The sequence below is a fragment of the Pseudomonas sp. Pse79 genome (assembly GCF_024519615.1).
Lineage (GTDB): Bacteria > Pseudomonadota > Gammaproteobacteria > Pseudomonadales > Pseudomonadaceae > Aquipseudomonas > Aquipseudomonas veronii.
Genome location: NZ_JALJRR010000019.1, coordinates 41,292 through 66,843, shown reverse-complemented (window position 1 = coordinate 66,843; position 25,552 = coordinate 41,292). Strand labels below are relative to the sequence as shown.

The window sequence follows — 25,552 nt, the reverse complement described above, 5'->3', positions numbered from 1 at the left end:
GGCCTGCGGCAGAAAACTGCCGAAGTGCGCGGGAATAAGCCACCCGGTTTTGCGGGGCCTGCGACATAAGCAAGTAGGATATCTCTCAAGCTACTGGACGAAAATTCTCAGCAAGGCTAAAACGGGAGCATCCGCCGGAGAATGCAATGAACCCCCGTCACGCCTTTTTCGCCTGCCTGGAACGTTCGCCCCCTGCGCTGTTTGAAGCTGCGCTGTGGATTGCGGCCGAGCATGACCCAACGGTGCAACCGCTGTTGATCCTGCAGGAGCTCAACGTGCTGCAACAGCAGGTCAGCCTGGGCATGCCCCTGTTGCCGGCGGATGAGCTCGGCCAGCCGTTGCTGCGACGCCTGAATGACCTCGGGTTCGCCCAGGATGACTTCACCCCGCTGCGCCCCGCCGCCGCGCTGCTGGACAAGGTGTTGCAGCGCAAGCGCGGGCAACCCCTGGCCATGGGGCTGATCGCGATGGAACTGGCGCAACGCCTGAATATCCCGATGGTCGGCGTCAACTTCCCCGGCCACTTCCTGCTGCGGGTACCCGGCGCCGATCACCTGCTCGACCCTTGCGGCGGCCGACGCCTGTACCCCAACGATTGCCGCGAACTGTTGCAACGCCAATACGGCCCCGACCTCAAGCTGCAGGCCGACCACCTGCGCACCGCCAGCCCACGCTCGATCCTGCAACGGCTGTCGCGCAACCTGCGCCAGTTGTACCTCTCCAATGACGACCCGCTGGCCGCCCTGGTCGACGCCGAGCGCGTGCTGGAACTGGGCCATGCCAGCGCCGCCGATTACCTGGCGCGGGCCAGCCTGTATCAACGCCTGGACTGCCCAAGCGCCGAGCGTTTCGACCTGGAGCACGCGCTGCTGCTCAGCGAAGACCCGATCCAGCGCCTGCGCCTGACCCAGCGGCTGGGCCACTTGCCGCCCAACTCAGTGATTCACTGAACACAACGAGCGCGTCTAGGGTGTATCAGGCTGGTTGGCAGGGTGCGCCTGGATAAACGCCGGATGCTGCGCCGCCAAAGCCGCCACCCGCCCGATACGCGGATACCCCGCCAACGCCACCTTGAAGCGCTCGGCGGCATACAGCTGCGGAATCAGAAACGCATCCGCCAGCCCCGGCTGCTCGCCAAAGCAAAACCCGTGATCGCCAATCAACTGCTCGACCGCGTCCAAGCCCTGGCTGATCCAATGACCGATCCAGGCCAGCACCTGGGTTTCATCATGGCCCCACTGGCGCAACAGGTTCTGGGTGCTGGAGTTGTGCAGCGGGTGAATGTCACAGGCGATGATCGACGCCACCGCGCGCGCATGGGCGCGGGCTGCCAGGTCCTGGGACAGCAGCGGCACCTGTGGATAACATTCCTCCAGGTATTCGATGATCGCCGACGACTGGATCAATAGTTCGCCGTCATCGGTGCGCAGCGCCGGGACGCGACCTTGCGGGTTGATCGCCAGGTACTCCGGCTGGCGATGGGCGCCGCCCGCCGGCGCCACAAGGTTGACCGGCACGGCGGTGAAATCCAGGCCCTTGAGCGCCAGCGCGATCCGTACCCGGTACGACGCGGTAGACCGATAGTAAGTGTAAAGCTCCATCGCCCTGCCCCTCAGTGCGCCGCGACCACCGTGCCACGGCATTCGCCGAAGCCGATGGAGGCAAAACCGTCACGGCTGCAACGGCCGCGCAGGATGATTTCATCACCGTCTTCGAGGAATTTACGCACCTCGCCCGACGCCAGTTCAATCGGCTTCTTGCCGCCCTCGGTGATCTCCAGCAGGCTGCCGAACTGCCCCGGCTGCGGCCCGGACAAGGTGCCCGAACCGAACAGATCGCCGGCCTGCAACTGGCAGCCATTGACGCTGTGATGCGCAACCATTTGCGCCACGGTCCAGTACATGTACTGGGTGTTGCTCAGGGTCAGGCGCTGGGGCGGCAGGTTCTGTTCACGCATCGACGCCGTGGTCAGCAGCACCTCCAGCTCGATATTGAACGCGCCCGCCGCCTGATCGCGTTGATCCAGCAGGTACGGCAGCGGCTGCGGATCGCCTGCGGGACGAGCCGGTTGGGCCTGGCGGAACGGCGCCAGCGCTTCGGCCGTCAGCACCCACGGCGAGATGCTGGTGATAAAACTCTTCGACAGGAACGGCCCCAACGGCTGGTACTCCCAGGCCTGGATATCCCGCGCCGACCAGTCGTTGAGCAGGCAGAAACCGGCAATGTGTTCGGCCGCCTCGCCAATGGCAATCGAGTCGCCCATGGCATTGCCCTGGCCGATCCAGATGCCCAGCTCCAACTCGTAGTCCAGCCGCGCGCAGGGGCCGAAGCTCGGCTCGGTCTGGCCGGCCGGCAGGGTCTGGCCTTTGGGGCGGCGCACCTCGGTGCCGGACGGGCGAATGGTCGATGCACGGCCGTGATAACCGATCGGCACGTACTTGTAGTTGGGCAGCAGCGGGTTGTCGGGGCGGAACAGTTTGCCGACGTTCTGCGCGTGTTCGATGCCGACATAGAAGTCGGTGTAGTCATTGATCTTGGCGGGCAGGTGCATCTGGCAATCGGCGGCGCGGTGCAGCACTTCGGCTTCGCGTGCTTGCAGCGGGCTGCCCTCCCCGAGCAATGCCAACAGGCGCTCGCGCAAGGCCACGCGCGGGCCACGGCCCAGCTCGAAGAACGCGTTCAATTGCCCGCCGGCAGTGGCGTCGACGGCGCGCAGCGCTTCACCGTCAAACGCATCGCGGGCGGCCAGCAGGTCGAGAATGCAGTCGCCGATCGCCACGCCACTGCGCGGCGCCGCGCCGTTGATGCTGAACACCCCCAGCGGCAGGTTTTGCAGGGGAAAATCACGATGACCGTTGGCGCTGGTGACCCAACTGCGGGCGAGCGTTGATTGCGTCATGGGTTATCTCCGGTTCGGGTCGAAGGTGACGGGCAGCGAGGCCCAGCACGCGTCATAAGCAGATTGTAGTTGCGGGCAGTCCAGGGCGAAGCGCGTCGGGCGCAGCACTTGGCTGGTCTCGAACATGAACGCCATGGTGTCATCGATCTTGTGCGGGGCCAGCTCGACATTGATCGCCTTGGTGCAGGTCTCGCCATCCGGGCCGTGGGCGCTCATGCAGCTGTGCAGCGACGCGCCGCCGGGCAGGAAGCCTTCGGCCTTGGCGTCGTAGGCCCCCTGGATCAGGCCCATGTATTCGTTCATCAGGTTGCGGTGGAACCACGGCGGCCGGAAGGTGTTCTCGGCCACCATCCAGCGCGGCGGGAAGATCACGAAATCGAGGTTGGCCAAGCCATGCACGCTGGTGGGCGAGGTCAATACGGTGAAGATCGACGGGTCGGGATGATCGAAACTTACCGTGCCGATCGTATTGAACCGACGCAGGTCGTATTTGTACGGCACGTTGTTGCCATGCCAGGCCACGACGTCGAGGGGCGAATGGTCGAGTTCGCAGGCCCACAGTTCGCCGAGGAATTTCTGCACCAGGGTCGTCGGCTGCTGGCGGTCTTCGTAGTGAGCAACCGGGGTCAGAAAATCACGCGGGTTGGCCAGGCCGTTGCTGCCGATCGGGCCGAGGTCCGGCAGGCGCAGCGGGGCGCCGTGGTTTTCGGCGACATAACCGCGCGCCTGCGCATCCAGCAGTTCGACGCGGAATTTCAGGCCGCGTGGCAGCACGACGATTTCCAACGGCTCGACCTCCAGCACCCCGAGTTCGCTGGCGATACGCAAGCGGCCCTGCTCAGGCACGATCAACAGCTCGCCATCGGCGTTGAAGAACACGCGCTGCATCGAACGGTTGGCGCCGTAATGGTAAATGCTGATGCCCGACGGTTGCTCCGCCCCGGCATTGGCCGCCATGCCGACCAGGCCATCGATGAAGTCGGTCGGCTCGCTCGGTATCGCCAACGGGTCCCAACGCAGCCGATTCGGCGTCACCGCGCCCAGCGGCCCACCAGCCAGTTGTCGCTCCAGTTTGACGAACGCCGGATGATGGGCCGACGGCTGGATGCGATACAGCCAGGTACGGCGCGCTTCACTGCGCACCATGGTGAAGGCCGTGCCGGAGAAGAGTTCGGTGTACAGGCCGTAAGGCGCTTTTTGCGGGGAGTTCTGGCCGACCGGCAGCGCGCCGGGCAGGGCTTCGCTGGCGAATTCATTGCCGAAGCCCGAGAGGTATTCGAGGTTCATGGATCATCCTCTGACGGAAGTTGTTTTTATCGTAATCCAGTTACGCATAACGTAATTTGATCACTGTCGACCGTCAAGCTATAAAGACGCCCACTCATCTCTCGGATTCCCGTTGCCCCATGGAAAAGCCCCGCGACACCGGTAAACAGAAAGTCCGCTCGGCCGAAGTGGGCACCGACATCCTCAAGGCCCTGGCCGAACTGTCGCCCTCCACCTCGCTGTCGCGCCTGGCCGAGCATGTGCAGATGCCGGCGAGCAAGGTTCACCGCTATCTCCAGGCCCTGATCGCGTCGGGCTTCGCCGAGCAGAACAGCGCCACCAACCATTACGGCCTGGGCCGCGAAGCATTGCGCGTGGGCCTCGCCGCACTGGGCAGCATGGACGTGCTCAAAGTCGGCGCCCTGCCCCTGGCCGAGCTGCGCGACGAATTGAATGAAACCTGCTTCCTGGCGGTGTGGGGCAACCAGGGTGCGACCGTGGTGCAGATCGAACCGGCGGTGCGCGCGGTCACTGTGGTGACGCAGTTGGGTTCGGTGTTGCCGCTGCTCAGTTCATCCACCGGGCTGGTGTTCAGCGCCTTTTTGCCAGCGCGGGAAACCATCGAATTGCGCGAGCGCGAGATCCAGGCGGGCATCGCCCACGCTCTGGCGGACGACCAGGCCTACGCCAGCGCCTGCGAACAGATCCGCGCGCGTGGCTTGCACTTTGTGCATGGCCTGCTGATGCCGGGTGTGGATGCGTTGTCGGCGCCGGTGTTCAATGCGGTCGGCCAGGTGGCGGCGGTGATGACCGTGGTCGGCCCCACCTCGCTGTTCCATGCCGATGAAGACGGCCCGGCGGCGCAGCGCCTGCTGGCGGCGACCCGGGCGGTGAGTTGGCGGATGGGCTACCAGCCCTGAATCAATCGTGCCATTGCGTCAGGGCGACCGCCAGGCGGTTCTCCAGAGCGCGGACCGGTGCGGCGTCGCTCAGGTAGTTGTTGCTGATCATCGAAAACACCAGGCGCCGCCCGTGGGCGTCGGTGAGGTAACCGCTCAATGACGACACGCCGCCCATGGAGCCGGTCTTGGCATGCAGGTTGTCTTGCGCCAGCGTGCCGCGCAGGCGATAACGCAGGCTGCCGCCGCTCATGCGCGCGGGGTTGCCGGCAATCGGCAAGGCGTTGTACCACGCGTCGAACCAGGGTTGCCTGGACGTCGCCAGCAGCAGGTCGGTGAGCGTCTGCGCCGACACCAGATTGCGCCGCGACAACCCCGAACCGTCCACCTGATTCAGGCTCGCCGGGTCCAACCCCTGGCGCCGCATGAAGGCCGCCACCGCCGCCACGCCCGCCTGCGCGGTTCCGACGTTCGCGGTCTGGCGGCCCATGGCCTTGAGCAAGGCTTCGGACATGTTGTTGTTCGAAAGTTTGAGCAGCGGCGTGATCAGTTCCTGCAACGGGGCCGATTGATGCTCCGCCAGCAGCCGCGCCGTCGCCGGACTGCTGCCCCCGATCACTCGCTGGCCCAGCACCTGGATGCCCTGCTGCGCCAATGCCTGTTCAAACAGATTGGCCACCAGTTGCGTCGGTTCCCACACACTCACCCATTGCCGACTGTGCTTACCCGGCGCCAGCGCGCCCGTGAGTTGCAGCAGGTTGGTGCCGTGCTGGCGCGTGATCCCATAGCTGTTGCCGGGGCCGCTCACCGCGCGGTTGCTCAGTTGCACGTAATCGGTGGCCGGGCTGATCGCCACACTGACCGGCTGGCCGGGGCTCATGGGCGCGGTGGCGGTGACCATCAAGGTGCCCGCATCAAAATCAGAATTGGGTGACACGGTCAGCGCCGAAATCTGCGCGCCGTAGTAGGTGCTTTCATCGTCCTGAGCCCAATCCACGCCGAGGCGCTGCGCATCGAACCAGCTGTCGTCGAACACCAGGTCGCCCTGCACCTGACGCACGCCTTGGCTCGCCAGTTGCGCGGCGAGTGCCTGGTAATCGGCGAACTGCGTGGTCGGGTCGCCCAGGCCGCGCAGGTACAGGTTGCCGTTCAGGCGCTCGCCTTGCTGCGCGCCGTTGCTCAGCAGTTGGGTGGAAAACCGATACTGCGGGCCCAGCACGTCCATCGCCGCCGCGGTGGTCAGCAGCTTGAGGTTGGAGGCCGGCACCAGCCGCGTGCGCGGGTTGTGTTGATAGAGCGTGTTGCCGCTGCGGGCGTCGCGCACCACGAGTGAAACCGTGGCGCCATTGAGGGCCGGGTCGGCCAACAGGCGGTCCAGGGTTGAAGGGCCGGCGGTCGGCGCAACGCTGGCGCAGCCCCCCAATAAAACGCTCAAGCCGACCAGCATCGCGCTGGTGTGTAACCCTCGTGCAAACCGCATCAGTACCGTTTTCCGCAAAGCCGTCAGTGGCGGCAACGCTAACAGCTCATGCCGTTTGTGGCGAGAGAGCGTGCTCGCGCTGGAGGGCGAAGCGCCCCTGACAGGCTCGACCACTGCCCTCGCCGCCGGCTCAGAACTCCAGCGTGCTGGACACCGACACCTGCCGCGCATCCCCCATCGACACAAACACCCGGCTGGCCGCCGAGGTGTAGTAGGTGCGATCGAACAGGTTCTTCACGTTGAGCTGGAACTTGACCTTCTGCCCGTCGATTTTGGTGTTGTAGGAGGCGAACACATCGGCCACGGTATAACCCGGCAGATTGAAGCTGTTATTCGCATCGCCTTCGCGCTGGCCGACGTAACGCGCGCCAGCACCGACGCGCAGATCATCCCCGCCGATCAAGCTGCCGATGTCATACACCGCCGACAACGAACCGGTGTGCTTGGCCACGTTCTGCAGGCGCTTGCCTTGCAGCGCCGGGTCTTTGGTGACTTCGGCATCGGTGTAGGCATAGCTGCCGATCAGGCTCCAGCGCTCGCTGAGCTGGCCGCTGGCATCCAGTTCCAGGCCACGGGAGCGCACTTCGCCGGCCACGCTGTAGACCGTGTCGACACCGGAGCCGACGGACACCAGCACGTTGCGCTTGGTGATATCGAACAGCGCCGCGCTGGCGGTGATGCGCCCCGGTATGTCGAGCTTGGTCCCCAGCTCCCAGGCCTTGGATTGCTCCGGCTGCAGGTCGCCCTGAAGCACGCTGCCATCGTTCAGCGCGGCAATGGTCGAGTTGGGTTTGAACGACTCGGTGTAGCTGCCGTAAAACGACAGTTCGTCGGTGTAGCGGTACACCAGGCCGGCACGCGGCACCCATTTCTGGCCATTGCCGTCGGTATTGGCCTTGAACGGCACGCCTTTGCCGGCGTATTGGTCGTACATCTGATAGCGCGCGCCGCCCACCAGAATCCACTGGTCGGTCAGGTGAATCGCATCCTGGAAGAACAGTGAGTCACTGCGCAGCAAGTCGGTCTGCGCGCTGTCCTTGGCGCTCACCGTGGTGCCTTGCACATCGTTGCCATACACCGGATTGACGTAGCTGAAGGCACTGCGCTGCGCCTGGCGGATCAGTTCGGCGCGATAGATCTTGCGGTACTCATCGTCGAGGCCGAACACCAGGTCATGCTGCATGCCGCCCAGCTTGACCTTGCCTTCCAGGCTGGCCGTGGCGAAGCGGTCGGTGGTCAGTGCGCCACGCGTACCGTCCATGCTGCGAGTCAAGGTGCCGTCGGCATTCACCGAGGCGACGCGCACCTGGCTGGCGTCATAGGTTTCGCGGTTCCAGCTGTAGCCGACGTGCGCCTTCCAGTCGTCGTTCAGGTCGTGATCGGCCTCCAAGCGATACAGGTCGGAGCGGCCTTCCATGTTGTTGAACGGCTCATCCAGGCGCCGGGTGGCGGGGATGTCCAACGGGTGATTGGTCTTGGGGTCGATGGCGGTGCCGCGGTCGAACGGCGAGAGAAACTCGCGGTGTTCGTAAGCGAACACCACCTGGGTGGTGTCGCCATACCAGGCCAGGGATGGCGCGATCAGGCTCTCGCGGTGAGTGCCGTAGTTGCGCCAGTAATCTTCGTCCTCGTGGTCGACGATCAGGCGATACGCCAGCCCGCTGTCGCCGATGGGCCCCGTGGTGTCGAGGTTGCCGCCGCTGCCGTTCTTGCCGTTGCCGAAGGTGGAGCCACGGACAGTCAAGGAGGTGGACTGCAGCAACTGCGGCTTTTTGCTGACGATATTGACCACGCCGCCTGGGTCCTGGATGCCATACAGCAGCGACGACGGGCCCTTGAGCACTTCAACCCGTTCGGCCGTAGCGTTCAGCGCCCGGCCCTGCACCACGGGCATGCCGTCCTGCATGATCGAACCGTTACGGTTGTCGCCAAAGCCGCGCAGCATCACCGCATCCTGGGTGCTGCCGAGGGTGTTGGCCTGGGTGATGCCGCTGATATTGGCCAGGGCGTCATCCAGGTTGCGCGGTTGTTGATCACGCAGCACTTGGGCGGGCACTACGTTGACGGTTTGCGGGGTCTCCAGCAGCAGGCCACGGGAACGCATGACCGAGCTGGTGGGTGGCGGCTGGTAGCTGGTGCTGTCGGCGGGTTCGGCGACCGCGCTGATGGTGGTGGCGCCCAGGTTCAGCGCGCCGTCGCTGGGCACGGGCTCCAGGGCCAGGGTGCGGGCGTCGATCTGGCGGAAGGTAAAACCGGAGCCGCCCAACAGGCGTTGCAAGGCCTGGGTCGCGCTCATCGGGCCGCTGACGGCCGGGGCATTGAGGCCGTAGGGGGCTTCGTCGGTGTAGATCACACTGAGCCCGGTGACCCGGCTGAAATCACTGAGCGCCTGGGGCAGCGGCTTGGCCGCCAGGGCAAAGTTGAACTGGGCACTTTGTTGTTCCTGCGCCTGCGCCACACTCAGGGGCAGCAGTGCCAGCCCCGATACCGTCAAGACCGAGGCTCCCAGCCACTGTTTAACCCAACCGCCCGCCGTCGATTTCATGCTTGTGAGCACCCGTGTAGAAAACGCTGTTAATGCGAATAGATCGCAGTTTCAAGCACTACACGGATGGGCGTCGGGTTTACCTCACCTCCGGTTGAAAATAATCCGGTTTTATTGCGCCTGAATGCAAAAACCCAGGCGCGGGAAGTGAACATGCACGGTGCCGCCGCGTTCGTCGGTACGGCGCAGGATCAGTTCTTCGCGGCCGGCAAACAACAACTCACCGAGCACCGGGTCGGTGCCGTAGTCGGTGGCCGCAATGCTCACCTGCTGGCCGGCCGTGAAGCCATTCAAGTCCTCGAACACTTCAGCGGGCAACGCCGCCGGGGTGGCGTGACGCGCTACGTCAAGGGCTTGCTCGGTGCTCATCTCGGTGGCGGTGCCATGGCCAAAGCTCAGCACCCGGTCGAGCCAGGTGGCAACGGCGGGATGTGCGTCAACCAACGGCGCGGTCACCACCGAGCCTTTGAGGAACCACAGCGGATGGGCCAGGGCAAAGTCGGCAATCGAAGGCTCACCGAACAGAAAATCTCCCTCTTGATGCTGCAATTGCTGGTCGATGCGGCTGATGATCGCCGGCCATTGATGCTTGGCCTGCTCCAGATGCAGACGGGCTGCGGTGCCGCCGCTGAACAGCTTGGCACGATCGGCCACCAGCACTTTGAGCATTTCGGGCGGCACTTTGGCGAACTTGGCCGCCAGGGATTCGGGCTGGAATACCAAGGCCACGGCATGGGCGAACACAACCGAATCGGCCCAGGCGGCGAACCCCTGGGCGACCAGTTCGAGGCCTTGGGGAAACAGCGCCGGCCCGGCTTTTTCCTGTTCCAGGCGGTGCGCGATCAGTGCTGTGTCACAGTAGATGTCGGCGCCGATCTGCAGCACCGGAGTCTTGCGATAGCCGCCGGTGAGGGCGATCAGGTCAGGCTTGGGCATCACCGGCGAGATCAGCACCGAGCGCCAGGACAAGCCCTTGAAGCCCAGGAGCAGGCGGGCTTTTTCCGCGAAAGGGGATTGCGGGTAGTGGTGCAGGATCAACTCAGACATGCCAGGCTCCGCTCAATTAAATGAGCATTCAGCTTAGCCTGCAAAATCACGCGTGGGTGAAATAGGCCCCCATCAATCAGGTCAATGAGCCACTCGCCGCCAGGCATTCTTTGGCGCTCTTCTTCAATTTCTTGATCAAGCGTTCCTGGCGCAGCGCCTCGCCCTTGCTCGCACACTGCTCGGTGTACACCAGCGCGATGGCGGGGCTGGAGAGGAAGAACCGCGCGCCCTTGCCGCTTTGATGGGAGGCAAACCGGCGCAGCGGATCATTGCTGATGCCGCAATACAGCGAGCCGTTGGCGGCACGCACCAGGTACACGAACCAGGGCTTGGGTTCAGGAAGATCAGTCACGGGTCGATTCGGCAAACCAGAGGAGCGCCAATCTTATCAACGACTGGCCTGAAATGCCCTCAGGCCTTTGAGCGCCTGGGCGCGCACGGCGTTTTTCAGCGCGGGCGACCAGCCCAGCAGCAGCCCCTTGAGGCCCAGGGCCTGGCGCGACCAGCGCCACAGGTCGAAGTGGTCGTGGTGTTCGCAGATCTTGCCGTCGCGAAACACGAAGCGCGCGCCAATGTCGTTGACCACCGTGTTGCCGGTCGCGCTGAACAGGTACGTTGCCACCCAATGGGCGCTGCCAGTACTGTCATCACTGCGCACGTGGTCGAAGGTCAGGGAAAAGTCCTTGGCCCGCGTGGTGAGCATGCGCCACATATCCCCGGCATCGCGCCCGCGCAGCTCGCCGAACGCCGGGTCGCTGAACACCACGTCGTCGGTGTAGCAGGCGGCCATGGCTTCGGCATCCAGATGTTGGAAGGCCGTATAGAACTCGGTGATCAGGACGTTGTGGGCATCACTCATGGGCAACATTCGCACGATGGTCAGGGGTGCTGAACGATAATCCTCGTAACACGGGAAAGCCATGGTTATTCGTCACGAGAATAAGTGATGCCTGGCGGGGTTAAAGGTAGATAACGTCCAAAGTGGCGCTGCCGTCTATCTGGATTTCTTCCTCACCCGGCAGAGAGTCTTTGGGCGCGAGGACTGTACTCAACATCAGGTCTGTCTTAAGGGTCGTCACTGCCACGGGAATTATATTACCGTTACTCACGGTGCGCAGCCAACGTGGTTGCCACGTTGCGTTATCGGCAGCAAACCACGTCTCTTTATCGATGGACTCAATCACGGCTCTCGGTTGTTCGTCGGCTGTCACATCGTTCATCTTAAGTTCGTACCTGCCGATCTTTTGCCCACCACTTGCCAAGCCCAAACCATACACGGTGAGCGGGTCATGTGACGGTGATTGAACAGCCGCAGTTCCGGCTCGATTGTCCAGACTCCTGACTGCCATCAAAGTCGGCGCGTCACAAGTAACCTCCAAGTTTATCGTCGCCGCTGGCAGTACCATCTCCCCCAGTCTAGGAAAATCGTTGATCGAGATCTTCCCATAATCCACCGTACCGGCATCAGATAAAGTTGGCGTACAGGCCGACGGAATGATAGTACCGACCACGCTGATATCCACACTGGATGCGGCCATTACATTAGAAACACCGGCCAGCAAAAACGCGGCGGCAACAAGTACACGGGACGGTTGCATAATAGGCTCACTTTCGGTCATTACTTGATGAGCCAGGCAAGCGCACAGACGCGCTTACTTTAACTCGCCAGCAAGACAAAACTATTAGAATGAAGTGTATGCCCCGACCAAACAATGCCAGGACAGCCATCACAAGTTAAGGGATAACTCATTCAAACTTAATACAAGTAATACGATACTCAGCCACTGCCTGACTCACTCTAGCACCGTCATGAAACTGCAACTTTCTACGGCACCATGCCCGCCGCACGCGCATAAGCGAACAAATCCACATCGGTGGAGATGCACAGCCGGGTCATCGCGGTGCTTTTCTGCTTGCTGATGGTCGAGATGCTGCGGTTGACCCGCGCCGCGATCTGGCTGACGGTCATGCCGCTGGCGAGCATCCGCACCACTTCGCGCTCTTTGCCGGACAACTGCGGCACGGCTTGCTGATTGCCCGTCCCGGCCTCCGCCAGTTGTGCACGCAAACATTCGCTGACGAAGGTGCGCCCTTCACTGACGGCGGCAATCGCCAGGGGCAGTTCGCGGGCCGACGCGCTTTTGGCCAGGATCGCCCGCGCGCCCTGGGCAAACGATTCGCGCAACGTGGCGACATTGGCAAACATGGTCACCAGAATCACCGGCAAGTCCGGGTGCCGGCGCCGCATCAGGCCGAGCAAGCCATAGCCGTCGGCTTGCTGGTTACCCGGCATGGCGAAGTCCGTCACCAGGATATCGCACGGGGTGCTGTCCACCAGCGCCAGCAACTGATCCGGGCCGTCGGCCTCGGCGACAACTTTGCACCGGCCATTGGCTTCTATCACCACTTTCTGCCCGATACGCACGATGGGATGATCGTCAGCAATAATTACGCGAAGCATGAGCACCACCATGATGGCAACTTGAATCCGCGCAAAATACTCCCGGATCGGATCGGCAACAACCGCCCCCAAACGCCGTAATGGCAGATAGCCCAGCAATCCCTGGGAGCAGAATTTTACCCCACAGAAAAAAAGGAAATTGCCCACTCTGAAGACCTACAGAAGCCATCGGTCTTAGCTGTCATCCTTTTCCTAACAGCGACAAATATTTCAGATACCCCATCAAGTCGCTGCGCAAGGCGAGCAAGCGCTGAAGGTGCATGGCCACGCCGTCGCGGTTGATCGCCTCGATCAACTGATGACCGCGCATTTCCAGCGGTGTGGCGCCGAAGAACGCCACGCTGCCGATCAAGCGGTGCAAATGCTCGACCGTGGCCTGCGCTTGCAGGCCGTCGGTGGCCTGGGCCAGCGCATGCAGATCGAGCTCGGCCTCATACACCAGGCTCGCCAGGATACCGGGCAGCGCCTCGCTGCAGCCGAACAGTTGCCCCAACCGGCCGCGACTCGGCCAGCGCCCCTCCACCGCCGTGACCGGCTGCGCGGTCTCGCTGATACGCGGGCCGGGCAGCCAGTCGCCGAGGACTTGGCGCAGTTGTTGAAAGGTCACCGGTTTGGCCAGCCAGGCATCCACGCCCGCAGCCTGGCACTGCTGGATTTCGCGCGCGCCCAGCTTGCCGGTGAACGCGATGACCGGCACGCGCTCCGCGCCGTCGCGCAGTTCGCGGCGGCGCAGCTCACGGGTCATGGCATAGCCATCCATCACCGGCATTTGGCAGTCGCTGAAAATCAGGTCGGCGCGGCTGACGTCCAGAATCGCCAGGGCAGCCTGGCCGTGCGCGCACACTGCAAATGCCAGCCCCAACCGCTCCAGCATCGCGCCCATCAGCAGGCAATACGCGGGATGATCGTCTACCAACAACACCTTGAGCTCACGCCAATGCCGGGTTGACGCCGGCTGTGCGGCCAGGTCATCCCCTGCTCGGTCGCCTGGGATAGGGCCTGATGACATGACTACCTCAAATTCAATAAGCGCACGGCGCGGGGATCGGCAACCTCAATGGCCGACAGAACATCCGCCGACATAGGTACCGGGTACGGCACGCAACACGCCTGGCTGTTCGAATGTGCTGTGAAGATGTATCGGCCGGAACGCTATTTGAATTAGGCCGCCTGCGCGATACAACAACTACGAAACCCTTATATTTCCTACACACAAAAAAACGAGTTCCGACAAGTCGATTGGGCGTGTGCGACATCCGCCCATTGTCGTATTTGTTGTATTTGCCCGACGCCCTCCCCCCGATAGATTGCCCGGCATCCCCAGAGCGGGACGCGACCGGCCACTCCAGGCGGTCGCCACCTAGTTACCGACGGGTCCCCCCTTGCCCCTCGGCAATCAGCTTTGCATCGGAAGCTCGATCACATGAAAAAGCCCTTAGCCGCATTCACCGCCGTCATCGCCCTTGTCGGCAGCGGTATGACCTTCGCCGCCAGTACCGTGGAATTGACCGTCAAAGGCGTGATTACCCCAAGCGCCTGTACACCGACGTTGTCCGCCAGTGGTGTGGTGGATCACGGTAAGGTCTCGGTAAAAGACCTCAACCTCGACAGCCCGACCAGCCTGCCCACCGCCAGGCTGCAACTCAATGTGGACTGCGAGGCCGCAACCCTGTTTGCGTTGCGCACCACCGACAACCGCGCCGGGTCGTCAATCTACGGTTTCGGCTACGGCCTGGGCCTGATCAACAACCTGCAGAAAATCGGCACGTTCTGGCTCTCCCTGAGAAATCCGGTGGCCGACAACGTCGCCGTCGAGCCCATCGAGTCATTGGATGGCGTGAGCTGGCAAGCCATTGACGATGTGGTTTGGCAAAACCCGTACATGGCGGCGTTTGGCGACAGGTCGAACGGTCAGGATCCCAAGCCGATCCCGATCAAGAACGTGATCAGCGAGCTGGTGATCGACACCCAGATCGCCGCCGCCAACAGCCTGGACTTGAGCAACGAAGTGCTGATCGACGGCTCCGCCACGATCGAGGTCAAGTACCTGTAACTCATCATCCACGCAGGGCATTGCCCAGAGAGGTTGTTCATTTCATGGATAAATATTTCCCCGCATTGTTGGCGAGTCTGCTGCTGGCGAACGTGCCCAGCGCTTTAGCCAGCAGCCAGGCCGAGCTGAGCGTGAGCGGCGTAATTACGCCCAAAGCCTGCACGCCGGGCTTGGCTGAAGGCGGCACCATCGACCACGGAAAGGTGACCGTGCGCGACCTCAACCAAGACCGAGACACGTTGCTGCCGCGCAACACCCTGCACCTGAACGTGCGGTGCGAAGGCTCGACGCTCTTCGCCATGACCACCATCGACAACCGCCACGGCACATCGGTGATCCCCAACCACCACGGCCTGGGCACGACCCCCAACGACGAGAAACTGGGCAGCGTTTCGCTGAGTTTGAGCAACCCCATGGCGGACACCATGGCCGTGCGAACCATCGTGTCGCTGGATGGCGGTACCACGTGGACCCCCGGTACGCAGTTGGGCCACCTCAACCTGCTCGCGGTTGCCGCAATGGACAACCCCACTCAGCCAATGGCCGTGACGATCTTCGACGCAGACATTGTGCTCTACACCCGAATTGCCCGCGCCGATGGCCTGACCCTCACCGACGAAGTCCTCGTCGACGGGCACGCGACCCTTGAGATGAAGTACCTGTAACAGCGTAACCCCCTGTCCCCCTGGACCCCCTGTATTCCTATCCATCCCTGGAGCTTCACCCGTCATGAAAAAGCTACTGCGTACCAGCGTTACCGGCGTACTGATCGGCTGCGCTTTCCCGGTGCTCGCCGCCTCCACCGTTGACCTGACCGTCAAGGGCCTGATTGTGCCCTCGGCGTGCATGCCGAGCCTGTCGGCCGAGACCATCGACGTCGGCCGAGTCTCGGTCAAGGACCTTAACCTGGACACCCGGACCCAACTCACCCCGGTCACCCTGCAGATGGGCATCGACTGCGAAGCCTCGACCCTGTTTGCCCTGACGGCCACCGACAACCGCACCGACTCGGCAAACAGCATCATCGAATATGGCATCGGTAAGACCAGTGCCGGTCAGCGTATTGGCGGCTACGTCATGTTCCTCGACCAGGGCGTCGCCGATAGCAACTCCGTCAGGCTTATCCAGTCGGCGGACAACGGCGCCACCTGGAACTCTTATGGGGCAGACACGGGATGGCAGACCAATCGATGGATCTCGATCCAAGAGATCGGCGCACCGCGGGTGCCTGTGCCGGCCCAGAACACGCAGGTGGCGCTCTCGGTCAAGCCATTCATCCTGCCGGCCCAGGGTCTGACGATTACCGAAGACACGGTGATCGACGGTTCGGTCACGGTCGAAGTCCTCTACCTGTAACGCCACCGCCTTGCCCGATGCCCGTACCACCCGTTCAACACCAGGTAACTCAAGCCATGAACCTGCTTACTCGCTTGCCGGCCCTCACCCTTCTGTTGGCGGCAGCGCCCTTGGCCTTCGCGCTCTCGAGCGTGGAGTTGGACGTCAACGGGCGAATCACCCCCAGCGCGTGCAGCGTATCGCTGTCGGACAACGGCCTTGTCGACCACGACAAGATCCTGGCGACGACGTTGCATCCGAGTGAGTTCACCGTGCTGCCGAACCAGCAGATGGGCTTGAGCATCAGTTGCGAAGGCCTGGTGTTGTTCGCCCTGGTGGGCATCGACAACAAGCGCGAGTCATCGCTGGCGCCGGATTATTTTTATGGGCTGGGCATGAACCCCCATGCCCCCGACGAACGCCTCGGGTCGGTCAGCCTGTCGTTGCGCGGCCCGGTAGGCGATTCGCAGCCGATGCAAACCCTGACCTCATCCGACCAGGGGGCTAGCTGGAAGCCCGAACCTAACATGTACCCGCGTCTGTTGATGGGCTTTGCCCGGGCCGGCGATACGCTGCCCGCGCCGATCCGGCAATTGGTGGCGTCCCTGCGGGTCGACACCTCGATCAGCCCGGCCAACACCTTGACGCTCCACGAAGAGGTGCCCCTCGATGGCTCGATCACGCTGGACCTGCGTTACCTCTGACACCGTGCCGTCGGCGCCCCGGTCACCCACCGCGCGCATGTCGGCCCATTTGAAGCGCCCTGTATAGAAGAGCCCTGTTATGAACTCGTTTTTTTCCGTTTGGCGCTGGCTGCCGCGTCTCTGCTGCGTGGCACTGGCCGTACTCGGTGCAACCGTCGCGCGTGCCGACGGCATGGTCCCGGACACCTCGGTGGTGATCGTCAACGAGGCCGATGGCGAGGCCACGGTCTCGGTCACCAACACCGACACCAAAATGGCCTTGCTGCACGTCACCCTCGAAAACATCCCCGAGGACAGCGACACGCTGCTGTTCGTGACTCCACCCCTGACCCGCGTCGAGGCGTCCAAGAGCCAGTTGGTGCGCTTCATCCTGCAAACCCAGGCGCCGCTGCAAACCCAGCGCCTCAAACGGGTGATTTTCGAGGGCATGCCCGCCCAGCGCGACCCGGCCCAGCTCGGGCGCGCGCAAGTGGGCGTGACCGTGCGGCAGAACCTGCCGGTGATCATTCATCCCAAGGGGCTGGCGCCGAATCGCACGCCGTGGCTGGGCCTGCAATGGACCTTGAAAGCCGACCAGCTCAGCGTCCACAACCCGTCCCCGTATGTGGTGCGCCTGGCCCAGGAGCTGCAACTGCTGCCCGGCAATGCTTCGGCGATGCTGCCGCGCACCTATGTGCTGCCCGGTGAAACGCTGACCGTCACCGCCAGCGGCGCCGGCGCCGGCGCCGGCGCCACCAGCGTGCGCCTGCAACCGGCCACGGTGTATGGCTTTGCGGTCGCGCCCCACGACGCGCCCATAAGCCTGTGATGCAACGGCGCCCAGGGACACGACGGCGCCACTATCACGAAGTGGCCACCCACTGAAGGCCACCGGGAAGACCTGACGCGATAGGGAATCACGCCGGGTACTTCCATCATCCGAGTGCATTTGTGTGAACACAGTCATCCATTACCGTGACGGCAAAGCCGTGCCCGGCGTTTCACCGCGCCTGGCATTACTGGTGCTGACGCTCAGTCAGGGGTTGCTGACGAACCTGGCATGGGCAGAGCAGTCGTCGACAGGTTCGTTTGATCCACAGACCCTGCTCCAGCGCGGCATCGATCCCGAACTCGCCAGCCTGCTGATGCAGACCCCGCGTTTTACCCAGGGGCGCCATGCGCTCAACCTGACGGTCAACGGCCAGCGGCGCGGGCGCGTCGATGTCAGCGTGGATCAGCACGGCGCCACATGCTTCGACCCGCCGCTGCTGGACGCCGCGCAGTTGGTGACACCGTCTTCGGGCCCGGCAGAAGAAAGCAGTTGTTATGCCTTTCTCGAGCAATACCCACAGACCGTGGTCGAGCACGACCCAGCCAACCTGAGCCTGAACCTGGTGGTGCCCACCCAGGCGCTGCGCCCGCTCACCCAGGACATTTCCGGCTATCAGACCGGCGGTTTCGCGGCGCTGCTCAACTACGACGTGAGCGGCCTGTACAACCATTACCGCGATGATTCCAGCCGCTTTGGCTCGGCCAATACCGAGGTCGGCTTCAATGCCGGCGACTGGATCGTGCGCAGCCGCCAGGTACAGACCTGGCAGGACAGCCGCTCAAGCACCACCCATCTGGACGCCTACGCCCAGCGCACCTTCGCCAGCCACCAGGCGGTGTTGCAGGTCGGGCAGATCAACCTCTACAACCCGGTGCTCGCGGGTGCGCCAATCACCGGCGTGCAGGTGCTCACCGAACAGGCCCTGCAGGATCAGAACCAGGGCGCGACCATCAACGGCATCGCCAACGGCCCGGCGCAGGTGGAAGTGCGCCAGAACGGCGCGTTGATTCACTCCACAGTGGTGCCCGCCGGCCCGTTCAGCTTGAGCAATGTACCGCGCCTCAACGGGCGCTCCGACGTCGAAGTCACCGTCAAGGAAAGCACCGGCGAGGAACGGCGCTTTACCGTGCCCGCCGCCATGCTCGGCCTGGGGCTGCCCGCGCCCGGCTACTCGGTGGCGGCCGGGCGGGTGCGCAATATCGGCGACGGCCCGGGCGCCGAACCCTGGGTGCTGAGCGCCGGCTGGAGCGCCGCGCCGCATCCGCAGCTCAGCTTCGGCAGCGGGCTGTTGGCGGCCGCGGATTATCGCTCGGCGGGCCTGAGCCTGGGCCTGTTGCCGCTGCCGGACAGTCAGGTGCAAGTGGCCGTGGTCGCCTCCGAAGCCTCGCGGCGCACCCAGGAACGCGGGGTGCAGACCGACCTGTCGTGGTCGCACAAACTCAGTGAGCGCTGGGCCTTCACGGCAGCCAATTCCTGGCGCACCCAGGGCTACCGCGACCTCACCGAATCAACCTACATCGCCGACACCCGCGAGCAGCAACGCGCGCGTTACCGCGACCAGCAGAGCGCCACCAGCTCATGGTCGCACCCGTGGCTGGGCGCCTTCAGCGCGGGGGTTTCCCGTTCGTCCTCGTTCCAGGGCGACAGCAGCAGCCGCGCCCTCGCCTCCTGGGGTACGCAGGTCGCCGGTATGTCGATTTCCACCACCGCCGAATGGCACATGGGCGGGCGTCGTTACAACGACGACAGCCTGTACCTGACGGTCAGCCTGCCCCTCGGCGAAAGCCGTCGTGGCCGCGCCTGGGTGCGCAATTCCGGCGGCGAGCACCGCACCGGGATGGGGCTCAACGAGCAGATCAACGACCACTTGGCGTATCGCGTCGGCGTCGAACATGACACCCGCGACCGCGAAGTCGAATCGTCCCTGGGCGTGTCGGCCCTGCCGTTCTACAGCCAGTTGGACTTCAACTACACGCGCGCTGACGCCGAACGCTCCAGCTACCAGGGCGGCGCACGCGGCGGGATGGTGCTGCACGCCGACGGGTTGACGTTCTCGCCCTACCCGGTGCGCGACACCTTTGCCGTGCTGGCGGTGGGCGACATGCCCGGGATCAAGGTCAACACCCCCAGCGGCCCGGTGTGGACCGACTGGCAAGGCCAGGCCGTGGCGCCTCAGCTCAGCGCCTACGGGCGCAGCCCGCTGGAAGTCCACACCCGTTCGCTGCCGCGCAATGCCGACATCCACAACGGGCTTGCGGTGGTATCGGCAGGCCGCGGCGCGGTGGACCGCATCGAGTTCGGCGTGTCGCTCACCCGGCGTGCGCTGCTGACCCTGGACACCCCGATGCCACGCGGCTCGACCGTGACCACGGAGGACGGCGAGTTCATCACCCTGGTCCAGGAAGGCAACCAAGTGTTCTTGCCCGACGTGCTCGACACCCGCCCGCTATGGATCAAGGCCCCTGACCAGCCGCGCTGCCACTTGCGCTTTGAACTGCCGGCCAAGGCCGACCCCCACGTGTATTTCGAAACCGCACCGGCCCGCTGCCAGCGACCTTGAGGACCCCAATATGAAGCTTCAACACAGCCTGGCAGCCCTGCTGCTGTTCGCCGGCACGGCCCTGGCCGAGAACGACTGCCGCCTGGACCTGAGCGAATCGCGCCTGGATTTTGGCCTGATGAACCGCGCCGTCGCGTCAGCACCGGCAGCGGAACACCTGCTCGGCGAACGGCGCCTGTCCTTGACCTTGAACTGCCCGCAACCGGCTGACATGAGCCTGTTCTACCGCGCCCTGGCTGCCGGCACCGAGCGCTTGCGCTTGGGCGACGGCGGCAGTTACCGCGTGCAAGTGCATGACGCGGTGCTCGATGGCCACGCGGTGCAACTCGGCTTGCTCGCCGGCCCAGGCCAGGCGCCCGCGCAAATCGGCACGAGCCTGGCGTGGCGCGCCGACCACGGCATCGTCCCGCTGCACGACGGCCAGCCCGCCACCGGGCGCAGTTTTGCCGCGCAACTGCAGGTGAGTGCGTGGGCGCGGGACGAAGCGATCCGCGTGCGCGATGCCGAAACCTGGGAAGCCTCGGCGCAGGTGGACGCGCCCACCTCCGGGCGTTCACGGGAATTGCAGCTGCAAGCGCGCTTCGCACCGACGGCCTGCACGCCCACCCTGACCAACAACGGCACGGTGGACTTCGGCAAGTTGTCGGTCAGCGACTTGCACCGCGACAAAGACACCGCCCTGCCCGCCCGCGCGCTGAGCCTCACGGTCAGCTGTGACGGCCCGACTCCGTTTGCCCTGGTCATGCACGACAACCGCGCCGGCTCAGCCACCGGCGGCATCGATGAAACCGCCTACGGCCTGGGCCTGGATGCACGCGGGCAGAAAGTCGGCCGTTATTACCTGCTGGTCGACCCCGCCCGGGCCAGCGCCGACAACCTGTCCCAGCTGTATCGCACCGACTCGACCACGGGCAGCGCCGCCTGGAGCAGCGCCAGCGCCAGCGCGATCCCCTTGGGCGCGCGCAGCCTCCTCGGGTTTACCGCCACGGCCGGTAGCACCGAAGGCCCGAATGCCCTGCAAAACCTCAGCGCATTACTCAGCCTGAAAGCCTTCATCGCGCCGCTCGACAGCCTGGACCTGCGCAGCGAAGTGCGGCTCGACGGTTCGGCGACCCTGGAAATCACCTACTTCTAAGCCCCTCGGAGCCTCCCATGATTGCTCGCTACCTGATCCTCGTGCCCCTGTTGTTCAGCCAACCGGCGCAGGCCGCCGCCCCCGTCGACCTGAACGTCAACGGCCGGATCATCCCGGTGTCCTGCGCGCCAAGCCTGTCGGCCAACGGCGTGGTGGATTTCGGCAAGATCGCCCAGCAAGACCTCAACCTCACGACCGGCACGCGGCTGCCGGTCAAGTCCCTGAACCTGACGGTGATCTGCAACGGCCCGGTGCGTTATGCCTTGCGCATGCACGACAACCGCGACGGCTCGGCCCACGTCAACAGCGAGATTTATTACGGGTTGGGCCTGGACAACAGCGCGAACAAGATCGGCGTGTACTCGCTGACGTTCGATCCGCAGCAGACCGTGGTGGGTGGCGTGGCCGAGGTCCACGGCACCGAGTCCACCACCGGCGGCGTGGCCTGGCGCGCGGCCAACCGCAACCCGATCAATATCGGCGCCAAGAGCCTGCTGGGCTTCACCGACACCGCGGGCAGCACCGCCGGCCCCATGGCGATCCAGAACCTGACCAGCACGCTGAGCCTGGAGACGGTGATCAACGCCAAACAGAATCTGGACCTGAGTACCGACATCCTCATGGACGGTTCGGCGACGCTGGAGGTGGAGTACCTCTAGACTTTCTCGCTGCTGACCTCGACGTACCGCGCGCGCCCCGCACCGAGGCCGGCGACGATGGCGCCCAGGCCGATCACCGCGAAGACCCAGCCGGTGGCGGCCCAGCCGCCGGTCCAATCGTGAATCAGGCCCACCGCGAGCGGGCCCAGGGACGCCAGGGTGTAACCGAAGCCCTGGGCCATGCTCGACAGGTTGGCGGCCACGTGGGCATCCCGCGAGCGCAGCACGATCAAGGTCAGCGCCAGGCTGAACGTACCGCCCTGCCCCAGACCCAGCAGAATCGCCCAGCCCCACAGCCCGTCAAGGGGCGCATACAGGCAGCCCATCAGCCCGCCGAGGGTCAGCAGCATCACCACCACGATGGCCAGGCGCTGGTCCTTGCCGCGCGTGGCCAGCCAAGGCGCGGTGAGGGCGCTGAGCAGTTGCACGATGATCGAACCGGACAGCGCCAGCCCGGCATCGGTGGCGCTCAGGCCGCGGTCGATGAGGATCGACGGCACCCAGCCGAACACGATGTAGGCCAGGGACGATTGCAGGCCCATGTACAAGGTCACTTGCCAGGCCAGCGGATCGCGCAGCAAGCCCTTCACCCGGTAGGCGACGCGATGCGCGCCATGCTTCTGCCCGATTTGCGGCAACCAGCACAGCGCGGCCAGCAACGCCGGCACCATCCAGAAGCCCAACCCGATGCTCCAACGGTTGCCGAAGGAGTCGCTCAAGGGCACCGAGGCCCCCGCCGCCAACGCCGCGCCCAGGCACAGCGCCATGGTGTAGACCCCGGTCATCGCGCCAGCCTGCCTGGCGAAGTCGCGCTTGACGATACCGGGCAACAACACGCCGATGATGCCGATGCTGGCCCCGGCGATCAGGCTGCCAACAAACAACCCGACCTCACCGAACGCACTGCGCAGCAGAATACCGCCGGCCAGCGTCAACAAGATCCCCAGCACCACCCGCTCGGCGCCGAAGCGCCGAGCGAGGAGCGGCGCCAGCGGCGCGAACAGGCCCAGGCACAGCACCGGCAAGGTGGTCAGCAGACCGGCCCTGGCCGCCGACAAGCCCAGGCTGGCCGAGACCTCACTGAGCAGCGGCGACAGGCTCGACAGCGCCGGGCGCAGGTTCAGCGCCACCAGCACCAGGCCCAGCAGCAACAGCCATGGCCGGCTCGTCGGCGGGGGGCTGTGCTGGACTGCATCGTCGTCGGCCTCGGCGTCGATCAGCAATTCTTCCAACTCAGGCATGCGTGGGGCGTCAGGGTTCATTGATCAACTGCCGGCAAAGGGATTTGGCGCGCTCCGGGTCTTGCTGCGCTACGGCATCAAGCAGGGCGGTGTGCAGGTCGAACACCGCCTGGCGACGCGGCGAGATGTTCAGGGTCTGGCGCAGTTGCGCGCCGATGATGCTGGAAAAGTACCGGTACAACTCGCTCAACGCCGGGTTGTGCGCCGCGTCCACCAGCCGTTGGTGGAATACCAGATCGGCGCTGATGTAGGCCTCCAACTCACCGTGATACAGCGCGGCGCTGGCATCAAGCGCCTCGCGCAACCGGTGCAGGTCTTGCTCGGTGCGACGCAGGACGGCCAGACCGATGGCCTCCACTTCCAGGATCTGCCGCGTCTCCTGCGCCTGTTCCAGGCTGCAATGGGATAACGCGCGCATGGCGCCCAGCGGGTCCGTCATCGAACGCAGGTAACTGCCGTCGCCCTGGCGGACCTCGATCAATCCAGAGAATGCCAGCACCCGCATGGCCTCGCGCACGGTATTGCGGCTGATGCCCAGTTCCGCCGCCAGCTCAGGCTCGGTGGGCAGGCGCTCGCCGATGGCCCACGTGCCTTGGGTGATGCGCTGGCGCAGCTGCTCGAGGGCTTGGTCGACCAGGGAGCGTTTGATCAGCGGGGAGATGTCTGTCATGAGGTTTGCGCTTTCGTCCAATCATAGGATGAATTTACCTACAGCCTATTCGGACTTGCCTACAAAGGCAACGCACTAGGGTTTTCAGGCAGGGAAACGGAGCAGTATTTTCGATTGTTAAAATTACCCTTAAAGGGTAATTTCAGCCTTAGGTGTCTTATGGAAAAGTACACACCTCATTACGATTTGGCGGTGATAAAGGCGGATGTCATCAGGTTGGGTAGCAGAGCATTCACCGCAAGCGCGCGGGAGGCGGCTCGACAACTTGAGTTGAACATCGGCCAGATGCGACTCGCGGTCTGCGCCCTTGAGAATCGAATGTTGTGCAAGTCAATGACGACCTATTCAGACCACCGTGTGTGGCAGGACGTCTATCTGATCAAGATTTACGCTACGGAGATTTACATCAAAGTGACTTACCGCCCAGGTGGTGGTCCTCCCGTAATCTCCTTCAAGGAGAAAACCTTATGAAAACCCAACAATGCGTGAGCTGCGGAACCCATGACGCAATGCAGCATTTCGAAGGTCGCAACTTCACGATCAACACACGCGGCATGATCCGGGATATCCCTGATATTGCAGGCTGGGAATGCCAGGCCTGTCACGAGGTCGAGTTCGATTCGGACACCGATAGCGCAGAGCGTTATTCCGATGCCAGCGATAAGTTGTTAATGGATGCCAGGACAATCATCGCCGCCGAAATGAAACGAATTCGCCGCAAATTGCATCTGACGCAGAAAGACGCGGTGAGGCTATTGACCGGCCGCGGCCATAACGCATTTTCCCGCTACGAAAGGGCTGAGATCTTTCCGCCCGCGCCACTGCTCACATTGATGCGTCTACTGGATAAACATCCGCATCTATTGGCCGAAATAGAGGCACTCAATGCCGGCGAAGACCTGAATCATCTGCTGATCGCAAAAGATGCGCAGCTTGCAACTCAAGCGTCCGCGTAAAAACAGCAGGCAAAAATAAACCCGGCCTGGTGCCGGGTTTATCGCTTCAAGCATCAACCATCGATCAATGCAGAATCTGGCTCAAGAACAACTTGGTCCGGTCATTCTGCGGGTTGTCGAAGAAGTCATTCGGCGCCGCCTGTTCCACGATCTCGCCCTTGTCCATGAAGATCACGCGGTTGGCCACGGTACGGGCGAAGCCCATTTCGTGGGTCACGCACAACATGGTCATGCCGTCTTCGGCCAGGCCGATCATGGTGTCGAGCACTTCCTTGACCATTTCCGGGTCGAGGGCCGAGGTCGGTTCGTCGAACAGCATGATTTTCGGTTTCATGCACAGCGCCCGGGCAATCGCCACGCGCTGTTGCTGGCCGCCGGAGAGTTGCCCCGGAAACTTGTGGGCCTGCTCCGGGATACGCACGCGCTCCAGGTAGTGCATGGCGATTTCTTCGGCCTTGCGCTTGGGCATCTTGCGCACCCACATCGGTGCCAGCGTGCAGTTCTGCAGGATGGTCAGGTGCGGGAACAGGTTGAAGTGCTGGAACACCATGCCGACTTCGCGGCGGATCGCTTCGATCTGCTTGAGGTCGTTGGTCAGCTCCACGCCATCGACCACGATGCGGCCCTGCTGGTGTTCTTCCAGGCGGTTGAGGCAGCGGATGGTGGTGGACTTGCCCGAACCCGACGGGCCGCACAGCACGATACGCTCGCCCTGCTTGACGTTGAGGTTGATGTCTTTCAATACGTGGAACTGGCCGTACCACTTGTTCACGCCCTGCATCTGGATAATGCCTTCAGGGCTCACAGGCTGTTTGATCGCTTCGCTCATAA

Annotated in this window: 26 protein-coding genes; 12 read left to right on the top strand and 14 right to left on the bottom strand. The window is 63.6% G+C overall.

Features of this window, described 5'->3' with window-relative positions; all coding sequences use genetic code 11:
• The first annotated feature begins 146 nt into the window (after positions 1-146).
• Positions 147-950 (top strand): SirB1 family protein, encoded by an 804-nt coding sequence (locus NR164_RS21970; RefSeq protein WP_046488617.1) that lies wholly within the window; start codon positions 147-149, stop codon positions 948-950.
• 15 nt (positions 951-965) lie between these two features.
• On the opposite strand, the gene maiA is transcribed toward NR164_RS21970, so the two are convergent.
• The 3 genes from maiA to hmgA are packed head-to-tail and all read right to left on the bottom strand — an operon-like array spanning position 966 to position 4,186.
• Positions 966-1,601, bottom strand: a complete 636-nt coding sequence (maiA, locus tag NR164_RS21965) for a maleylacetoacetate isomerase (protein ID WP_057004295.1) — start codon at positions 1,599-1,601, stop codon at positions 966-968.
• An 11-nt stretch (positions 1,602-1,612) separates the two neighbouring features.
• Positions 1,613-2,899: a fumarylacetoacetase gene (gene fahA / locus NR164_RS21960; protein ID WP_256823257.1), complete on the bottom strand. Its 1,287-nt coding sequence runs from the start codon at positions 2,897-2,899 to the stop codon at positions 1,613-1,615.
• Between the two features lie 3 nt (positions 2,900-2,902).
• Positions 2,903-4,186, bottom strand: a complete 1,284-nt coding sequence (hmgA, locus tag NR164_RS21955; protein ID WP_017848674.1) for a homogentisate 1,2-dioxygenase — start codon at positions 4,184-4,186, stop codon at positions 2,903-2,905.
• Between the two features lie 119 nt (positions 4,187-4,305).
• Between hmgA and NR164_RS21950 the strand changes: the two genes are divergently transcribed.
• Positions 4,306-5,085, top strand: coding sequence for an IclR family transcriptional regulator (locus NR164_RS21950; RefSeq protein WP_046384607.1), 780 nt, complete (start codon positions 4,306-4,308; stop codon positions 5,083-5,085).
• 1 nt (position 5,086) lies between these two features.
• On the opposite strand, the gene dacB is transcribed toward NR164_RS21950, so the two are convergent.
• The 8 genes from dacB to NR164_RS21910 form a co-directional block, all read right to left on the bottom strand.
• Positions 5,087-6,544, bottom strand: coding sequence for a D-alanyl-D-alanine carboxypeptidase/D-alanyl-D-alanine-endopeptidase (gene dacB, locus NR164_RS21945; RefSeq protein ID WP_256823256.1), 1,458 nt, complete (start codon positions 6,542-6,544; stop codon positions 5,087-5,089).
• A 130-nt stretch (positions 6,545-6,674) separates the two neighbouring features.
• Entirely contained in the window at positions 6,675-9,089 is a 2,415-nt protein-coding gene (locus tag NR164_RS21940; protein ID WP_256823255.1) for a TonB-dependent receptor, read from the bottom strand.
• A gap of 111 nt (positions 9,090-9,200) precedes the next feature.
• A complete protein-coding gene (locus NR164_RS21935) occupies positions 9,201-10,136 on the bottom strand; it encodes a glutathione S-transferase family protein (protein WP_017848670.1) in 936 nt (311 codons plus the stop codon).
• 76 nt (positions 10,137-10,212) lie between these two features.
• On the bottom strand, positions 10,213-10,488 hold the full coding sequence (locus NR164_RS21930) for a GIY-YIG nuclease family protein (RefSeq protein ID WP_177031853.1): 276 nt from the start codon (positions 10,486-10,488) through the stop codon (positions 10,213-10,215).
• A gap of 36 nt (positions 10,489-10,524) precedes the next feature.
• Positions 10,525-10,995, bottom strand: coding sequence for a nuclear transport factor 2 family protein (locus NR164_RS21925; RefSeq protein WP_046385353.1), 471 nt, complete (start codon positions 10,993-10,995; stop codon positions 10,525-10,527).
• A 100-nt stretch (positions 10,996-11,095) separates the two neighbouring features.
• On the bottom strand, positions 11,096-11,734 hold the full coding sequence (locus NR164_RS21920; protein ID WP_256350905.1) for a DUF1120 domain-containing protein: 639 nt from the start codon (positions 11,732-11,734) through the stop codon (positions 11,096-11,098).
• 227 nt (positions 11,735-11,961) lie between these two features.
• Complete coding sequence (locus NR164_RS21915) at positions 11,962-12,597, bottom strand: response regulator transcription factor (RefSeq protein ID WP_026140231.1); 636 nt, start codon at positions 12,595-12,597, stop codon at positions 11,962-11,964.
• 181 nt (positions 12,598-12,778) lie between these two features.
• Positions 12,779-13,606 (bottom strand): response regulator, encoded by an 828-nt coding sequence (locus NR164_RS21910; RefSeq protein WP_082107800.1) that lies wholly within the window; start codon positions 13,604-13,606, stop codon positions 12,779-12,781.
• A gap of 414 nt (positions 13,607-14,020) precedes the next feature.
• Here NR164_RS21910 and NR164_RS21905 point away from each other — a divergent pair, with 414 nt between their 5' ends.
• The 8 genes from NR164_RS21905 to NR164_RS21870 all read left to right on the top strand — a co-directional run bounded on the left by NR164_RS21905 (position 14,021) and on the right by NR164_RS21870 (position 21,854).
• Complete coding sequence (locus tag NR164_RS21905; protein WP_017848664.1) at positions 14,021-14,650, top strand: DUF1120 domain-containing protein; 630 nt, start codon at positions 14,021-14,023, stop codon at positions 14,648-14,650.
• A gap of 44 nt (positions 14,651-14,694) precedes the next feature.
• Complete coding sequence (locus tag NR164_RS21900; RefSeq protein WP_079442901.1) at positions 14,695-15,315, top strand: DUF1120 domain-containing protein; 621 nt, start codon at positions 14,695-14,697, stop codon at positions 15,313-15,315.
• Positions 15,316-15,379: 64 nt separating this feature from the next.
• On the top strand, positions 15,380-16,006 hold the full coding sequence (locus tag NR164_RS21895; protein ID WP_017848662.1) for a DUF1120 domain-containing protein: 627 nt from the start codon (positions 15,380-15,382) through the stop codon (positions 16,004-16,006).
• Between the two features lie 56 nt (positions 16,007-16,062).
• Positions 16,063-16,689 carry a DUF1120 domain-containing protein gene (locus tag NR164_RS21890; RefSeq protein WP_017848661.1) on the top strand — a complete coding sequence of 209 codons (627 nt, stop codon included), beginning with the start codon at positions 16,063-16,065 and terminating at the stop codon, positions 16,687-16,689.
• Between the two features lie 79 nt (positions 16,690-16,768).
• Positions 16,769-17,497, top strand: coding sequence for a fimbria/pilus chaperone family protein (locus NR164_RS21885; RefSeq protein ID WP_046384613.1), 729 nt, complete (start codon positions 16,769-16,771; stop codon positions 17,495-17,497).
• 124 nt (positions 17,498-17,621) lie between these two features.
• The gene (locus NR164_RS21880; RefSeq protein ID WP_256823254.1) at positions 17,622-20,060 is read left to right on the top strand and encodes a fimbria/pilus outer membrane usher protein; all 2,439 of its coding nucleotides are present in this window, start codon (positions 17,622-17,624) and stop codon (positions 20,058-20,060) included.
• A gap of 10 nt (positions 20,061-20,070) precedes the next feature.
• Positions 20,071-21,195 carry a DUF1120 domain-containing protein gene (locus NR164_RS21875; RefSeq protein ID WP_256823253.1) on the top strand — a complete coding sequence of 375 codons (1,125 nt, stop codon included), beginning with the start codon at positions 20,071-20,073 and terminating at the stop codon, positions 21,193-21,195.
• A 17-nt stretch (positions 21,196-21,212) separates the two neighbouring features.
• Positions 21,213-21,854 carry a DUF1120 domain-containing protein gene (locus NR164_RS21870; RefSeq protein WP_017848657.1) on the top strand — a complete coding sequence of 214 codons (642 nt, stop codon included), beginning with the start codon at positions 21,213-21,215 and terminating at the stop codon, positions 21,852-21,854.
• Here NR164_RS21870 and NR164_RS21865 read toward each other — a convergent pair.
• Together NR164_RS21865 and NR164_RS21860 are read right to left on the bottom strand one after the other, a co-directional pair.
• Positions 21,851-23,116 carry a CynX/NimT family MFS transporter gene (locus tag NR164_RS21865; protein WP_057004287.1) on the bottom strand — a complete coding sequence of 422 codons (1,266 nt, stop codon included), beginning with the start codon at positions 23,114-23,116 and terminating at the stop codon, positions 21,851-21,853. The genes NR164_RS21870 and NR164_RS21865 overlap by 4 nt on opposite strands.
• Entirely contained in the window at positions 23,106-23,765 is a 660-nt protein-coding gene (locus tag NR164_RS21860) for a FadR/GntR family transcriptional regulator (protein WP_017848655.1), read from the bottom strand. Before NR164_RS21860 ends, NR164_RS21865 begins: the two co-directional genes overlap by 11 nt.
• Before the next feature lie 159 nt (positions 23,766-23,924).
• Here NR164_RS21860 and NR164_RS21855 point away from each other — a divergent pair, with 159 nt between their 5' ends.
• Complete coding sequence (locus NR164_RS21855) at positions 23,925-24,236, top strand: type II toxin-antitoxin system MqsR family toxin (protein WP_046384618.1); 312 nt, start codon at positions 23,925-23,927, stop codon at positions 24,234-24,236.
• The gene (locus NR164_RS21850; protein WP_046384619.1) at positions 24,233-24,721 is read left to right on the top strand and encodes a type II toxin-antitoxin system MqsA family antitoxin; all 489 of its coding nucleotides are present in this window, start codon (positions 24,233-24,235) and stop codon (positions 24,719-24,721) included. The genes NR164_RS21855 and NR164_RS21850 overlap by 4 nt, the downstream gene beginning before the upstream one ends.
• A 64-nt stretch (positions 24,722-24,785) precedes the next feature.
• Here the strand turns inward: NR164_RS21850 and NR164_RS21845 are convergent, their stop codons facing one another.
• Positions 24,786-25,550 carry an amino acid ABC transporter ATP-binding protein gene (locus tag NR164_RS21845; RefSeq protein ID WP_003171943.1) on the bottom strand — a complete coding sequence of 255 codons (765 nt, stop codon included), beginning with the start codon at positions 25,548-25,550 and terminating at the stop codon, positions 24,786-24,788.
• Between the last annotated feature and the right edge of the window lie 2 nt (positions 25,551-25,552).

Bases quoted from the DNA above. Each gene is read 5' to 3' on its own strand.
- NR164_RS21935 (WP_017848670.1), bottom strand. From the start codon at position 10,136: ATGTCTGAGTTGATCCTGCACCACTACCCGCAATCCCCTTTCGCGGAA.
- NR164_RS21920 (WP_256350905.1), bottom strand. From the start codon at position 11,734: ATGCAACCGTCCCGTGTACTTGTTGCCGCCGCGTTTTTGCTGGCCGGT.
- dacB (WP_256823256.1), bottom strand. From the start codon at position 6,544: ATGCGGTTTGCACGAGGGTTACACACCAGCGCGATGCTGGTCGGCTTG.
- NR164_RS21845 (WP_003171943.1), bottom strand. From the start codon at position 25,550: ATGAGCGAAGCGATCAAACAGCCTGTGAGCCCTGAAGGCATTATCCAG.
- NR164_RS21885 (WP_046384613.1), top strand. From the start codon at position 16,769: ATGAACTCGTTTTTTTCCGTTTGGCGCTGGCTGCCGCGTCTCTGCTGC.
- NR164_RS21940 (WP_256823255.1), bottom strand. From the start codon at position 9,089: ATGAAATCGACGGCGGGCGGTTGGGTTAAACAGTGGCTGGGAGCCTCG.
- NR164_RS21915 (WP_026140231.1), bottom strand. From the start codon at position 12,597: ATGCTTCGCGTAATTATTGCTGACGATCATCCCATCGTGCGTATCGGG.
- hmgA (WP_017848674.1), bottom strand. From the start codon at position 4,186: ATGAACCTCGAATACCTCTCGGGCTTCGGCAATGAATTCGCCAGCGAA.
- NR164_RS21910 (WP_082107800.1), bottom strand. From the start codon at position 13,606: ATGTCATCAGGCCCTATCCCAGGCGACCGAGCAGGGGATGACCTGGCC.
- NR164_RS21860 (WP_017848655.1), bottom strand. From the start codon at position 23,765: ATGACAGACATCTCCCCGCTGATCAAACGCTCCCTGGTCGACCAAGCC.
- maiA (WP_057004295.1), bottom strand. From the start codon at position 1,601: ATGGAGCTTTACACTTACTATCGGTCTACCGCGTCGTACCGGGTACGG.
- NR164_RS21875 (WP_256823253.1), top strand. From the start codon at position 20,071: ATGAAGCTTCAACACAGCCTGGCAGCCCTGCTGCTGTTCGCCGGCACG.
- NR164_RS21895 (WP_017848662.1), top strand. From the start codon at position 15,380: ATGAAAAAGCTACTGCGTACCAGCGTTACCGGCGTACTGATCGGCTGC.
- fahA (WP_256823257.1), bottom strand. From the start codon at position 2,899: ATGACGCAATCAACGCTCGCCCGCAGTTGGGTCACCAGCGCCAACGGT.
- NR164_RS21950 (WP_046384607.1), top strand. From the start codon at position 4,306: ATGGAAAAGCCCCGCGACACCGGTAAACAGAAAGTCCGCTCGGCCGAA.
- NR164_RS21905 (WP_017848664.1), top strand. From the start codon at position 14,021: ATGAAAAAGCCCTTAGCCGCATTCACCGCCGTCATCGCCCTTGTCGGC.
- NR164_RS21970 (WP_046488617.1), top strand. From the start codon at position 147: ATGAACCCCCGTCACGCCTTTTTCGCCTGCCTGGAACGTTCGCCCCCT.
- NR164_RS21890 (WP_017848661.1), top strand. From the start codon at position 16,063: ATGAACCTGCTTACTCGCTTGCCGGCCCTCACCCTTCTGTTGGCGGCA.
- NR164_RS21870 (WP_017848657.1), top strand. From the start codon at position 21,213: ATGATTGCTCGCTACCTGATCCTCGTGCCCCTGTTGTTCAGCCAACCG.
- NR164_RS21925 (WP_046385353.1), bottom strand. From the start codon at position 10,995: ATGAGTGATGCCCACAACGTCCTGATCACCGAGTTCTATACGGCCTTC.
- NR164_RS21850 (WP_046384619.1), top strand. From the start codon at position 24,233: ATGAAAACCCAACAATGCGTGAGCTGCGGAACCCATGACGCAATGCAG.
- NR164_RS21865 (WP_057004287.1), bottom strand. From the start codon at position 23,116: ATGAACCCTGACGCCCCACGCATGCCTGAGTTGGAAGAATTGCTGATC.
- NR164_RS21900 (WP_079442901.1), top strand. From the start codon at position 14,695: ATGGATAAATATTTCCCCGCATTGTTGGCGAGTCTGCTGCTGGCGAAC.
- NR164_RS21855 (WP_046384618.1), top strand. From the start codon at position 23,925: ATGGAAAAGTACACACCTCATTACGATTTGGCGGTGATAAAGGCGGAT.